Origin of the sequence: Paenibacillus pinistramenti (assembly GCF_005869875.1) — a bacterium.
Taxonomy (GTDB): Bacteria; Bacillota; Bacilli; order Paenibacillales; family Paenibacillaceae; genus Fontibacillus; species Fontibacillus pinistramenti.
In genome coordinates this window covers 34377-47659 of record NZ_VAWG01000017.1, presented here as the reverse complement: position 1 = coordinate 47659, position 13283 = coordinate 34377, and the positions used below count along the sequence as shown (strand labels likewise).

The following is a 13283-nucleotide window of genomic DNA, read 5'->3' as shown; positions in this document are numbered from 1 at the left end:
TGGATTTCGTTCATATGAACCTCCAGTTCACGGACTTTGTTGTATAGGTTCAAACCGTTTACCTTTCTGCCAACTCATCCGCTAGTTGGTAAATCGCGTCGCGCAAGCCGTTTCGGTATTTCATTCTCGGCAAGGACTGCACCTGCTCATCATGAGCAAGCGTCTGGTAGCTGGAGCTTGCTTGAGCGATAATGTCACGGATTTGACCGGTATCATCTAGATCCTGCTGACCGTAGCGATGGCGGCTGAACAGCTCGCGCATTCCGCTGCTGGTGATAATATCCGTAATTCCCCACTTCACGCGGAAGTCAAGGAACATGCGATCCAGGCTAACATTATTCGCTTGCTGGATGATTTGTTCACTGTCACTTAGCTTCACAGGATATTTGAAGTCAGAGCCTGCAGGCGGGAAGTGGCCTTTGATAATGGCATCAGCCGCATTCATGATCTTGGTCGCGTAGCTCCGATCGTCCAATCCATTGGCGAATTGGTTGATTTTCTCCTGCGTCGCTTGGGCTTCCTCCTTCTTGCCTTCGTGAACCTGGTTCAAGAGTTGCTCTACGAGTTCAGTCAGGTAATCATAGTCTACCTTCACATCTTTCACGTGTGTCATCCGCAGTTCGATTTGATATAGAGGAATCTTCTTCTCTTTAGCAATATGGGACTTGAGTTCATTGGTTAAGACGGTGGTCAACATGACTTCCTGTTCTGGCGTCATCCCCAACTTCCCTAGTAACTCATCCGGATCATCATAGTTAAATCCGACCTTCTCGCCATCCACTTCTTCGGGATCGTATTGCTTTAATTTGGCCATGCCTCGGTTATATTCACGGAGCAGATCAAGCATATTGTCCTTTTGCTTCTCAGAAGGCGGCAGCTGTTGAAACTCCGTCGTTAAGCTGCTTAATTGATCAACCACTTGTTTCACTTCGGTAAACACGTCTTCAAATGGTTTAGCAATGATCCCGTCTTCCTCATTAGAATTCCGTTGTTCGTCCGCCGACAAAATGGCTGAGTTTTTATTCGCATAAACAGCGAGAGCTTTATTCATCAGCTTCTCGTTTTGCGCAGGCCAGCGGTAATTGACTATGCGTCCCCATGGTTTCTCCTGCATATCCGCAATCCGGTTCGTGCGTGAATAAGCCTGGATTAACCCGGCACCTTTCAACGTTCTGTCGACATACAGCGTGTTCAGCTCAGGCGCGTCAAATCCCGTTAATAATTGGTCCACCACAATTACTAAATCCAGGAATTTTCCATCGGTGGCCGTTTTATTTAAGCGTGTTGTCACTTCTTGCGTGTAGCCAGAGACATTATCCATTCCAAACGCTGAGCCAAACTCTGTATTATAAGCTTGAATAGCTTCGTACAACCCTTGATTTGTGGCGAGCATGCTATCGCTGTTGGATGTGTTTTGACTGAACGTAACGGCAACTTTTAGAGTCTGTCCACCGTTCTTCTTGTTCTCTTCATTGACCCGTAAAAACTCCTTAAAATACATCATCGCCATGGGTGTACTGGCTTTGCCGCCGCCAACGTGAGTTGTAAACAAAGCATTGTACTTGCCTTCATTCGAACGGTTGCGCCAATGTTTAAAGATGTCTTCCACAACCAGTCTGATGTGATCCAGATTCTCATCATAGAAACTCGGTTCCACCGCATCGTCCATATCTTCCGGAGAGAGATTGTCGATCTTCTGCTGAATTTGTTCATCCGTCCATTTGGGATAACGTTCACGGAAAAACGCAGGCAGATAGACTTCCTTCATCTGTTTCTCATCAATGGTTGTCTCAAAATCAACCTTAAATCCTAACACATTCCGGTCTGCGATCGCTTCACGAATGGTATAAGCGTGCAGCAGCGGACCAAAAATATCTTCCGTTCGAAGCCCCGTGGTCGTTTCATCAAACATCGGTGTTCCGGTATACCCAACCCATGCCGATTTCTTAAAGGCTTTCTGGATATTTTTAAAAGAATCACCGCCGGTTGAACGGTGTGCCTCATCCACGATAAACACGATATTCTTGTCCGGCGCTTGGAAAGATTTACGTTTCACCAGTGTATCCAGTTTTTGTACGGAAGTGACAATAATACCGTTATCTTTACTCTTAAGCTTGCGGCTCAGATCGGTGGTGTTATTCGTGTCCTGAACGCTGCCAAAAGTGTCTTCTGTCGCATCGGGGTCGTAGGCTCTGTAATTTTCATTGGTTTGCTTGGTCAAGGCAATTCGATCCACCACAAAGACAACCTTGTCCACTTTCGGCAGGCGGCTTGCAAGCCAAGCGGTCTTGAAGCTTGTAATCGTTTTGCCCGATCCGGTGGTATGCCAAATATAACCGATCTTATTCATTCCGAATTCAAAATCTGCACGCTTCAACTTCTCGATCACGTTCTGTGTTGCATACACCTGGTAAGGACGCATCACCTTCAAGGTTTGTTTATTCCGGGTTCCGTCCAGAATCATGTAGTTGGTAGCCATTTGATGCGCCATGGGAATCGAGAGCATGGAATCCGCAAATTCCTTCCAGCCACGCACGATCGTATTGTCACTCTTGCGCTGCCAGTTGAACGCGAAGTCTTTATTAAATTTATCCGAGGTCGTATTGGCCATGTACTTCACATTGTTTGGCGTGATCGCCACCAAAATCTGCAAGGTGGAGAAAATATCACGATACTGCTGTTCATCCGCATATTGTTTCATTTGATTGAGCGCTTCATTGACATCACGCGTGTCCGTCTTTTCCTCAATTTGAATGATGGGCAGACCGTTGATTAGAAGCGTTGTGTCGAAACGGCAATCTTTTTTCCCCGTGATTACTGCCGGCCGATTAATTTGATTGACCACTTGATACACCGTATCTCCAGCGCCGATTTGCTTCTGATCGAAGACCGTTAGAAACACATGACGTCCATCATCCAAATCAATCTCGATTTGCGACACCCCGTTTAATCCATACAAGAACTGTCCCGCTTCGTAAGGCGTCTGAAGACCGGAGATAATCTTCTTCACCTGATTAAATTCCACCACACTTAAAGGGTGATCCAGCGTGTTCTGATTATGCTGTTCCAGAATGGCCTTGAAGTTATCCCAGAGCTGTTCTGTCGTTTTGATCTGAGGTTCATATTTCCAAAGTTTCGTTTTCACTATGTAGTCAACATTTGATTCTTTGGCAACAAAGCTGCCTATTCCTTCAAGATGTTCCTGTTTGGTAACAGTGCCACTCGTAAGGTATTGAATTAATTCCGTTTCAAATTGATTCTCGGTCATTTATTACTCGCCTCCCTAAGCTTCTCCAGCACTATATTCGTTTCGGATTTTGCCGCTCTATTTCTTAAGGCTTCCAGCCGTAATAGATTGAAATAAAGCTCACCTATCATCCGCTGTCTGTCTATGGTTGGCAAATCCGGCAGCTCAAGTTCTTTCACTTGTTTCAGCGTGTATTTTAGAACTTGAGAACCCTGTAATCCCACTTGAAACTGCTTCTTGATGGATGGATCTTCATTAAGCAAGAAAACAAGATATTTGGAATCAATTTTGTTGCCAGCCACTAGTTTGACGTAGTTTTGCGTGTATAGATACCCCTGATGCTTCACGCCAATGATCGTAGATTTTCCCGATATCAAACTGAAAACAACATCACCTTGACAGAGCGTATTGACCTTATCAAAGGTTCGCACTTGTTTGCCGTCACTACCATTTGAATCCATACCCACCAAACCCGCTTCAAGATCGGATTGACCATAATAGGTGTACAGTGGCGCCGTATGATCAGATGTTCCTATAATCCTAAATTGAGGCGAACCACTTACAAACTCAACCACATCCTCTAATTTTCTCATGTGAATTCGTGCCTTTCTTAAATTAATATTTCAACGATACTTGTATCCTACCAGAATATTCCTGAAAGTGCAATGATGTTTTTATTAATTTCGAAAAATTACATTTTAAAAAAAGTTGTCCACTCCATCACAGAGCAAACAACTTTAATCTGATAACTACGACATATGAGTTATTCGAGGGCGGATTTACCTCTCCCTACCCTTGTAGGAAAGGTCTGATTGCATGGATCACCTACCTTAGTCGTGTTACAAACTTTTTCATCCGTGTTTTAAAGAAAAGGCCGAGGAAAAACAGGAGTAAACTTCCGCTTTTCACTCGGCTCGTAACATGACTTTTAGGCTTCAGCACGATTATTTAGGCTCTAAGATGACTTTGACTGCTTCTACAATGTTGCCTTACTTACTTTAAACACGCCAGCGAACCACGGCGTTACTTCCGCATAACGCTGCAGCTCACGCATAACAGCGGTTGCATCCGGTTTTGCTCCTGACGATAATCCAATAAATAATCTCGGCTTTGGACCCAGTCTGATAAAATTATACAGATTTGGGCGTGCGAATGCCCCCCCGAACATCCATTCGTGACAACCCGTTGTCACCCAGCCTCCTGTACACTTGCAGTAAGCAAATACATAAAGGAGCCGATGATGATGAAATACATCGTATTTGACCTGGAGTTCACGGTACTCCGTTCGCAAAAGCATACGGCTGAAACCATCGAGATCGGAGCGATTGAGCTTCAAGCGGATGAGCATGGCGGACTGAGCATGACTGATTTGTACCACACTTATGTGCAGCCTTCGCGAAGTCCCAAAATTTCCAAACTGACGACGGAATTCACCGGGGTCACTCAATCGGACGTAGATAATGCCCCGCTGTTTACAGAGGCGATTGAGCACTTCAAAGCCTGGCTGGGCGAGGATTATTATCTTTGCTCCTGGGGGCCGGACGACAAATATCAGCTGGTGCGGGAATGCAGCGCAAAGAAAATGGACTTAAGCTGGATCAAGAATTATAACGATATCCAGTTGTCCTACACCCGTTTGAGCGGGGCTGACATCGGCCAGAGAATGGGTCTGAAGAAATCCTTGAAGGCCGAAGAGCTTCCCTTTATCGGAAAACAGCATAACGCACTTGACGATGCCTTCAACACGGCAAAATTATTTAAAAGGCATTTTTCAAAATTCATCCTGGAATGTAATAACGCCGCCGAAGAACCTGCGTTCGAAACTAGAATTGTTTATTCAACCGACAATGAAGCGAATTACATGCCTTTCGGCGATCTTGCGAATTTGTTGAATATCGCGCAATAGACAAAGAGGCCCTGATTAGAGGGCCCCTCTTTTTGTGATTAAGACGGCTACACCTTTCGCACCAACAGTGCCACCGATTCTACGTGACTTGAGTGCTGACGGTAGATAGGTCTATTTTACAATAAGATGTGGCTGTCATTCACCTTGACTAAAAGAAAAACCGTCCAACGAAAGGACGGTTGATTAATCAATCGTATTCGTTAGTTTAACAAATCAATCCAGGAATGCTCTAAATAGATCATTCTCAGCGAATCCCGAAGCCATTGTTTTTGTTCCATACTCATGTAATTATAGATGTTTCTAAAATCCATCTCGTCTTTTGGTCTTGGGTCTTTCGATTTGTAAAGCAGAGCGATTTCAGGACTTAGAATTGGTATCCCACTATTTGTGGTCAAAAATGCTTTATCTAATTCTCGTTTTATTCTACTGTCTCTACGGTACAGCCAGTGTTCGCCATCCAATTCATTTAAAAGAATTTCTATTTTCTCATTTGCTTTTTCAGCATACGTTTCATGTATTGGTAATGCTAAATGCTCATTTCTTGCCCAGGGTAATACAGTTCGATTTTGCATCTTCTTAAAAGACCAGTCATCTAAATACTCTTGAATAGCTAACTGGTCTTTTCTGTAAAGGACAATTTCAATATCGTCATGCTCTCTGGTTACTTTTCCGAGAAAAAGGTCTATTGACCATCCTCCAGCAATTGCCCATGGTTTGTTAAAATTTTTCATAATTTGGTTAACCACTATATATTTTTCGATAGATGCCACCTCGTTTCACAATTACTTTCCAAACATTTAATTTCTTAGTCTTGTTAAGCATTTCTATCCGTTACTTCAATAAAAAACAGCATCATAGTTTAACAGAGCCAAAACAAACAAGATCCACCTTGCATTACACTTGGTGAATCTTGTTTGTCACTTACTCAGCGTTGCTCTTGAAATCCCAATCTCAATTCATCTCTAACACGAGCGAACTTTAATTTTACATCATCAAGCCACTTGGGTGCATCTGAGACCTCGGAACCTTCCAACGACCATAACAATTTCGAGAACCTATATAACTTCATGAACCTTTGAAAATACGGAAACTGATTAATGTCCTCATCACTTAGCGGAATTACTGAACTGTAACCTTTTAGAAACGATTTCACTTGAAAGTTTTCCAAGTTCATGTCATCACCAAGAAAATCATCAAGTGCAGTTACAATGTCGTGAGCGTACCAACTATAAACAGCATCATCAAAATCAATAACACTGAACGAACGATTTTTCTCTTCATAAAATATGTTATCCAGTTGAAAATCATAATGGATTAATCCATAATTACTTTTCGAGATAGGAAACGATTGAAGCCGCTCAATAAGTTTACCAAGCTCCTCAATTGCTTCTTTTTCATCTGGGAAGGCTTGTAACATAGCATCAATCTTCCGAAGTATATCCTGCCAATTGAATCGTTTCGTACTAACAGGCTCGTACACTCTCGATAATTGATGCAAGAAAGCAAGTGACCGTCCCCAGTCCTCGCATTGCACCTCGGTTATGTTCTCATTCAATGTGATGCCTTTGGCTGAACTAAACACAACTGCAAAATACGTTCTTTCTGAGTTCTGTACTGTCTCAATATACTTTTCATTTACTGAAAGAATAGGAGAAACACAAGGGTAATGATTCGATTTCAAATATTTCATGAATTCAAGCTCTGCTGTAATTTGTTCGAAAGAATTTTCTTGATCATAGCTGAATCGCAAAAAATATTTCTCCTGCTTATTCTCGAAAGCATATACGAAGTTGGAACTGGCACGCCAGAACATTAATGTACCTTCGTCATGTTCCCAATTTTGAATAAGACTTTTTGCAACGGCATCTGATGCCAAACCTTTAACCATGTTACTTAGCTTCATCATTTCGATGTATTCCTCCCATTATTTATGAGAGGACTAAACTCCACTAAGAGGCAAGCCCTCTCATAAACATACAATTTTGATTATCCTTCCTTATCAAAACACGTCACCCCTTCCATTATTTTCAGTAAAAAATAACTTCCACCAATATGTTACCATAAAATGTAACCGCTGTATGGTCGAAAATCACTTTAAGCAATTTCTCCAGCGGGTGCGTACATCCTGCATTAAATGTACTGACAAGCACTCCTGTTTTATTGATTTTATGTTATATGCAATTCATTCTGATATATTCAAGATGCAATAGTTTCTGCCTCCCCGACCATCTCGCCTACTAATGTTTATCTATGTAACCGCTGAGTTGATGCATCAGCATAGGGTTGTTTTTTAATATGGCGGTTTGAGTTAGGCAAACGGCTCGATGCCCCCCCTGCTACGCCAAAATGGTTAATTTAAGCGTAGCAAGGGTGAGCTGTGATAGTAATATGGCGTATAATCCGCCGAGGTATCCGTATCATCAGCCTCGCAAATAGCGACAAGCTCAGCGGAGCCAAGGTCTGGTATCAAACGCTCCGTAATCACCACGATTATTGCTTGCCCCCCTATCCCTTTCGGGAACCAGGACAGTCACATCCTTCATGAGAAAAGAAGGAAATCTTTATAAGTTCGGCTATGGCAGGCTATGCCTCACCGAACTTGCAAGGCAAACACGCCCACCGTCAACGGCACTGCCAGGAAGGGTTAGTTCCTCGGTTAACTTTTTAGGCGATCATACCTTCAACGCCGATGCTTTTTATTTTCACATCCGAAATCTCTTAAACGGACTATTTTGTTATTCGATTTTGCACGTTGGTATGACATTGCTTTTCACTTCCATTGAAAGATCTCATATCATATACAAGTCGAATCGAGTTGATAACTGACAAATGAAAAAGACAAATCCACCTCTAATGATGGACTTGCCTCGGTTCATTTTCTTATTAAATTGGAATGCTTAAGGCCCTCCAAATACTGGTTGGTTATATCGTAATGCGTAAATCGGATTTGAATTAGCTCCTGTTCAATGGAACTAACTCTCCAATCTGCTAAGATACGAGACAATCTTGAACCCTTTATTTCTTTTGTAAAGAAATCACTTACTACTGCATCTGCTTCCGATTCCAATCTTCTACACGCAACTTCGTCGATACCGACAATCCCTACTCTCAGTGAAAAATTGTTAAAATAACGTCCGATCATATGAAAGGCACAGGCAATCTGAGTTGCCATTCGGTAAATAGCCTGCTTGTTATAAACATCAAACAGCAATAAAGTAATTAACGGTTTATTTTGGACGATCTTTACTTGAGCGATATACACATGTGCATTTATCAAACTGTCTATTGAATAAGAGTCCAGTTTTGTAAGCTTCGGAGACATAGATATTTGATCTTTACATTCCGATGGCGAAGCACCTCCCACTAAACCCATTAAACGTTTTTGCTTAATGTCAGTTAACCGATTGATTTCATAATTGATCTCGTCAGAGTTCAAGTAGGGATGAAGTGTTGAACAATCAAGGATATTATGCAAGAACACAACGCCCTGATTTTTTGATTCCAGAATGTTACTATGATCTTTATTAATCAATTCGATGACTGTCTCAACGGTGATATTGAGGCATTTATGTTGTATTCGAGGAATTACCTTATTCAAGATGTAACAATTTTTGAATATCGAGACGAGAATACGTTCATTTGTATATGATTCCGGGACTGCCGCTACACTTTGACTGCTTCCTTTACCCTCAATGAATCGGATTCCGAATTTCTTTAATGTGAGCATATGGAGCTGTGTCTTTTTCCCATAAGCAGTAAATGGTTCTCTGCGTATAATCTCGGCTTCAGCTAATTCCTTAATTTGTCCGTAAAAGATTGAATAACTTTGAGCTAAGCCAAGAATTCGGGCGTATCGGAATAGCTGTTTCATGAGGATTACCTTGTTGCCAAAATGATAGATAATAAACAAATACTCATGATAACGCTCACTTACTCGTTGTTTCTTTTCGTTGATATTGCTCATTTTTCACCTCCTACGCTTTGGATGTTTCGTATCCAAAATTCATTAATTTCACAAGTGTTTCTTTTGCCTGTATTTCTTCTTGACCGTATGTGTTCGTGACCACTTCGAAAGCAATTTCTGTTCCGTTTTCATCGACATATACGGCATCTGCCATCGATATTAACCCTTTGTTATGCATATCCTCATAAATCCTTGCTTCCTCTTCCTTTCCCTGATTCCTCAGGTCATCTAATCGTTCCAGAAACTTATCACGAATTTGACTTTCCGTAACCCACTGATCACGAGATTCCAATGGGATGCTAAAATACTTTTCTGCAATCACAATATCATGCAACGGGTTCTGTGCATGGTACTGCTTGTCTAATCCCCAAAGCTGATATGCTAAAGCTCGTCCAGATTTAGTGAGTTTGTAACATTCCTTGATCTCACCAATTTGCTTGTAAAACACCTTCTCGAAATGACCATCTCGCATTAAATTTTTGATTCTGGAATCTGCTAATCCACATTGAAGTAAATGCTCGTATCTAACATGTCCAGTACGAAATAGTGCGGTGAATGCATTACGGTCACGCTCAAAATATTGCGTGATATAAGGCTTGTTTCTTCTCGGCATGACTGGTTCCCTCCTTTGATAATTAATGCGGTTTGTTTGGGCTTTTGTGCGTCTCAAATGAGACGCTTGCCCAGAATGGGCAACTGTTTTCCCAAGGGGCGAGCGAGTCGCAATTCGTTTTATAGTGCCGAAGGGTGAACGGTCGCCCCAGGCGAATGCAACGAATTGATGGAGATTCCTACTGAACCGTTACTCCCGTAGGGAGGAGGTGAAGTTGGAAGTCTCCCGACGAGCGAAGCCCCTCATCCCACTTTCTGTATAATAGATTCCTCACAAGGCGATATAACTGAAATAGTGGGAAATAGCAAAAAAAGCTCCATGCATTAAGCAAAGGAGCCACTTCCCAACACATCAATCACTTTAATGCTTTAAAGCGACTTCGACAGGGGTAGAACCGTTTTTCGAACTCAAACACTTGTTTTTTTCATATACTCAAATCACCGAAAAGAAATACTGCAGATTTCTTCGGTGAAGTGATAGAAATACGGTTCATACTCGTTTCTGGAAGAAATGTGTATTGAATCCTTCCGACTATCCAACATGCTCTCAAACTTAATAATCGGAGGAGGAATAAATATGCAAGTTGAAAGAATTTTCAATAACGAATACAAATTGTCTTTCGAAGACATCATCCAAACATTGATTGACGAAAAAATTGACAACCTGATCGGGTCCTATTACGATCGTACTCAGGTGAATACAGTCACATCTCATGACGAAAGGAAGAATGCCGCATGAGATGTGCAATATACGTTCGAGTTTCAACCGACAAGGAAGAACAAAAAACTTCGTTGGAAAATCAGCGAAATCTGTTTCTGAAATATGTATCCGAAAGAGGGTGGACGGTGTTCGACTTTTACGTCGAAATCGAAACAGGAACAACTTCGAAACGTCCAGTATTGCAACGCCTTATAGCCGATGCAAAAGCTAAAAAGTTCGATATGATTTTGGCTAAGGAACTTTCGAGGCTTGCAAGAAACGGCGGATTATCTTACGAGATTCGAGATGTGGTTCAGAATAACAACCTTGAGATTATTACGTTAGACAACGCTATTAATACACTGGAAGGAAATGTTCATATGATCGGGCTTTATGCTTGGATGTATGAACAGGAATCCCAGCGTATTAGTGATCGTGTGAAAACGACCTTTAAGCTTAAAGCTCAACGTGGCGAGTTTAAAGGGTCGATTCCTCCACTCGGTTTTGAAGTAAAAGATGGTCAATTATTTAGACGAAATGATGCGACACGCGATATTGTCAGAAGAATTTTTAGAGGGTATTTGGCAGGAAAAGGACATGATCGTATAGCACGTGAATTGTACGAGGAGGGTATTCCTACACCTTCTCAAATCGCTGGAAAGAAAAATGCTTCTGATTTGTTGGGAGGTTCAACAGTTCGAGAAATTCTTACGAATCCTCATTACGTTGGCGATCTTGTTCAATGCCGATCTACAACAAAAAGTGTAACGAATAAAAATAGAAACTATAAGGAATCAAAAGACTTCATCGTTGTACAGGATACCCATGAACCCATAATTACACGAAAAGACTTTGAAGTCGTTCAACAACTGCTTGAAAGTAGAAAGCGTACAAGACCTCAATCGGAAGTACATTTGTTCACGAATACAGCGTATTGTGCCGATTGTGGACGAGGAATGCACTATAAGAAAAATGTTAAAGGCTATTTGTGCGGTAGCTACAATAAACATGGAATAAAAAAATGCACTGATCATCTTGTACGTGAAGCTGACTTGGTATCCGTTATTCTTCAAGATATTCGTTTGCTTGTATCCAACTTGAATAATGAAGCGGTAATTAAGAAGCTTGAAAACCAGCTAAAGAAACAAAAGCAACAAAATGAAAAAGCGATCAAAGCCTTGGATGCTCAAATGGACAAATTGAAGCATCGAAAGAAGCAAGCACACGATAAGCACTTTGACGGAGACATGCCAAAGAGCGAGTATGATGAGTATGTTGCCTCGATCAATCAGGAGTTAGACGAGGTGAACTTCAAAAAGCGACAGTACGATGAATCGCTTCAAATCCAAGACGATACTTTAGCATTTTCCCAACTAAAGAATTCCTTGGAGGAGTTCCTGTTATTCGATGAGCTAACGCCCGAAATCCTTCACAGACTAATTGATCGCATCGAGATTAAAGCAGATGGGAGTCCGAGAATATTCTACAGATTCTCGGCCCCCTCTGCTTATTCTTTACTTCTAACTATCAACGCACAGCATTCAACGTGCACCGTATGCGGGAACATATTGGCATGGGATTTGAACTGTTACAATCCGCGTAAACCTTGATCAGACGGGCTTTTTGCCATCAGGCTTCTTTTCTATTTGGCTGAATTCCGATGGCTTCTGTTGATGTTTTACATCAGTTTTACATCAACCGAACGCCCCTCACCTCTAGCAGAGTTAGTGGTCGATTGGGGTCGGTTCGAGTCCGGAGAATGCTGATATAGCGGGCCTTTTCTCAGTGTTAGTCCGATCAAATCGGGTTGAACCGGATCCATTCCGCCCCCGTTTGTGCCCAAAATGTCCCCATCCATCATCTCGTTTGCGAGGACGATCTTATCGTAGCCGCGTCGCTCCTCGGGCTATTTGCCCAGCTTTTTCAGCATGCTTTCCTGAAGCTGGACCAGACGCTCACGCACCGCATGCTTGCTCTCCGTCGTCTGCACTAGCGTGTCCATTAGCACTGCCGTTTGCTTTTCCAGGTTAGCCCGATCCTGCTGCGATACATTGATCCATGCTTGGTGACTGCTTTCCAACGTTGTCGAAACCTCTTTCAAACCACGCAATTGTTCAGTCACCTGCTCCAAGTTTGCAAAAACCTCATGTTGTTGATCCAGTCTTGCAACCACTGTGTCAACGTTCTTGCCCAATGCCTCAAGAGCAGCGAGTACTTGCTGTTGGATCGTCAACTGCTTGTCCGCCTGCTGCGACATGGTAGTAAAGGCTTCAAGCACCAGAACGGTCTCCTGCTTTCTGTCCGCGAGGCGACGCTCGCTCAATTCGATTAGCACGGATGCGGTCATGTAACACATTACGGCGAATACCGCACCAACGACGATGAACACGCTGTCCCATACGCCATCTTTTTGACTTGACGCAATGAAGGGCAGCCATGCTGCAATGGCAGCTATTATCGGTAGTTTACGCAAGATTTAACTCCTCCACATAACCGGCCATTCTGACCGGGTCCTTCTCCAAATTGGAAATCAACAGTTTGGCAAAATCTGATTGTCTGCCTTTAGGAGCCGATAACCTGAAGATAAAATCGTCGATAAGTGCTCTTCGACGCCAATTTCGTGCCGCGAGGGCCAGATAAAGCTGTACCGCGAAGAAGCATTTAAGTTCCGGATCCTGCTCCTCCGCTTCAGCAACGAATCGATGCAGCTCAACCGACAATTCGGACTCTACTGTCATCGTAAGCTCGTTCTGAATCTGTTTGACCAGTTCGGAGTAAAGTTTCTCAAGCATTGTCAAATCACACAATAAGAATAGCGCATTTTTCTGCATCCATCCGATTCCTCCTGGCTTTC

General features: G+C 42.5%; 11 protein-coding genes. 3 read left to right on the top strand and 8 right to left on the bottom strand.

Translation table 11 applies throughout. The annotated features are described in order from the left end of the window. Nucleotides 1-58: 58 nt before the first annotated feature. Together FCN15_RS16020 and FCN15_RS16015 are read right to left on the bottom strand one after the other, a co-directional pair. Entirely contained in the window at nt 59-3268 is a 3210-nt protein-coding gene (locus FCN15_RS16020; protein ID WP_138496005.1) for a type I restriction endonuclease subunit R, read from the bottom strand. Continuing rightward, nucleotides 3265-3840, bottom strand: a complete 576-nt coding sequence (locus FCN15_RS16015) for a restriction endonuclease subunit S domain-containing protein (protein ID WP_138496004.1) — start codon at nt 3838-3840, stop codon at nt 3265-3267. Before FCN15_RS16015 ends, FCN15_RS16020 begins: the two co-directional genes overlap by 4 nt. A 650-nt stretch (nt 3841-4490) precedes the next feature. Here FCN15_RS16015 and FCN15_RS16010 point away from each other — a divergent pair. Next, complete coding sequence (locus tag FCN15_RS16010; protein WP_138496003.1) at nt 4491-5153, top strand: 3'-5' exonuclease; 663 nt, start codon at nt 4491-4493, stop codon at nt 5151-5153. 200 nt (nt 5154-5353) lie between these two features. On the opposite strand, the gene FCN15_RS16005 is transcribed toward FCN15_RS16010, so the two are convergent. The 4 genes from FCN15_RS16005 to FCN15_RS15990 all read right to left on the bottom strand — a co-directional run bounded on the left by FCN15_RS16005 (nt 5354) and on the right by FCN15_RS15990 (nt 9730). Next, nucleotides 5354-5923 carry a nucleotidyltransferase domain-containing protein gene (locus FCN15_RS16005; protein ID WP_138496002.1) on the bottom strand — a complete coding sequence of 190 codons (570 nt, stop codon included), beginning with the start codon at nt 5921-5923 and terminating at the stop codon, nt 5354-5356. 155 nt (nt 5924-6078) lie between these two features. Further along, the gene (locus FCN15_RS16000; RefSeq protein WP_138496001.1) at nt 6079-7059 is read right to left on the bottom strand and encodes a phosphotransferase enzyme family protein; all 981 of its coding nucleotides are present in this window, start codon (nt 7057-7059) and stop codon (nt 6079-6081) included. Nucleotides 7060-8025: 966 nt separating this feature from the next. Next, entirely contained in the window at nt 8026-9117 is a 1092-nt protein-coding gene (locus FCN15_RS15995) for a hypothetical protein (protein WP_138496000.1), read from the bottom strand. A 10-nt stretch (nt 9118-9127) separates the two neighbouring features. Beyond that, nucleotides 9128-9730 (bottom strand): hypothetical protein, encoded by a 603-nt coding sequence (locus tag FCN15_RS15990; protein ID WP_138495999.1) that lies wholly within the window; start codon nt 9728-9730, stop codon nt 9128-9130. 576 nt (nt 9731-10306) lie between these two features. Between FCN15_RS15990 and FCN15_RS19355 the strand changes: the two genes are divergently transcribed. Together FCN15_RS19355 and FCN15_RS15985 are read left to right on the top strand one after the other, a co-directional pair. After that, on the top strand, nt 10307-10468 hold the full coding sequence (locus FCN15_RS19355) for a hypothetical protein (RefSeq protein ID WP_203232167.1): 162 nt from the start codon (nt 10307-10309) through the stop codon (nt 10466-10468). Beyond that, complete coding sequence (locus FCN15_RS15985) at nt 10465-12039, top strand: recombinase family protein (protein WP_138495998.1); 1575 nt, start codon at nt 10465-10467, stop codon at nt 12037-12039. Before FCN15_RS19355 ends, FCN15_RS15985 begins: the two co-directional genes overlap by 4 nt. 296 nt (nt 12040-12335) lie before the next feature. On the opposite strand, the gene FCN15_RS15980 is transcribed toward FCN15_RS15985, so the two are convergent. Beyond that, on the bottom strand, nt 12336-12902 hold the full coding sequence (locus FCN15_RS15980) for a hypothetical protein (RefSeq protein WP_138495997.1): 567 nt from the start codon (nt 12900-12902) through the stop codon (nt 12336-12338). Next, nucleotides 12895-13260, bottom strand: a complete 366-nt coding sequence (locus tag FCN15_RS15975; RefSeq protein ID WP_138495996.1) for a hypothetical protein — start codon at nt 13258-13260, stop codon at nt 12895-12897. Before FCN15_RS15975 ends, FCN15_RS15980 begins: the two co-directional genes overlap by 8 nt. Between the last annotated feature and the right edge of the window lie 23 nt (nt 13261-13283).

Excerpts from the sequence above, each read along its gene's own strand:
- FCN15_RS16015 (WP_138496004.1), bottom strand. The coding sequence starts at position 3,840 with ATGAGAAAATTAGAGGATGTGGTTGAGTTTGTAAGTGGTTCGCCTCAA.
- FCN15_RS16000 (WP_138496001.1), bottom strand. The coding sequence starts at position 7,059 with ATGATGAAGCTAAGTAACATGGTTAAAGGTTTGGCATCAGATGCCGTT.
- FCN15_RS15975 (WP_138495996.1), bottom strand. The coding sequence starts at position 13,260 with ATGCAGAAAAATGCGCTATTCTTATTGTGTGATTTGACAATGCTTGAG.
- FCN15_RS15995 (WP_138496000.1), bottom strand. The coding sequence starts at position 9,117 with ATGAGCAATATCAACGAAAAGAAACAACGAGTAAGTGAGCGTTATCAT.
- FCN15_RS16020 (WP_138496005.1), bottom strand. The coding sequence starts at position 3,268 with ATGACCGAGAATCAATTTGAAACGGAATTAATTCAATACCTTACGAGT.
- FCN15_RS16010 (WP_138496003.1), top strand. The coding sequence starts at position 4,491 with ATGAAATACATCGTATTTGACCTGGAGTTCACGGTACTCCGTTCGCAA.
- FCN15_RS15985 (WP_138495998.1), top strand. The coding sequence starts at position 10,465 with ATGAGATGTGCAATATACGTTCGAGTTTCAACCGACAAGGAAGAACAA.
- FCN15_RS15990 (WP_138495999.1), bottom strand. The coding sequence starts at position 9,730 with ATGCCGAGAAGAAACAAGCCTTATATCACGCAATATTTTGAGCGTGAC.
- FCN15_RS19355 (WP_203232167.1), top strand. The coding sequence starts at position 10,307 with ATGCAAGTTGAAAGAATTTTCAATAACGAATACAAATTGTCTTTCGAA.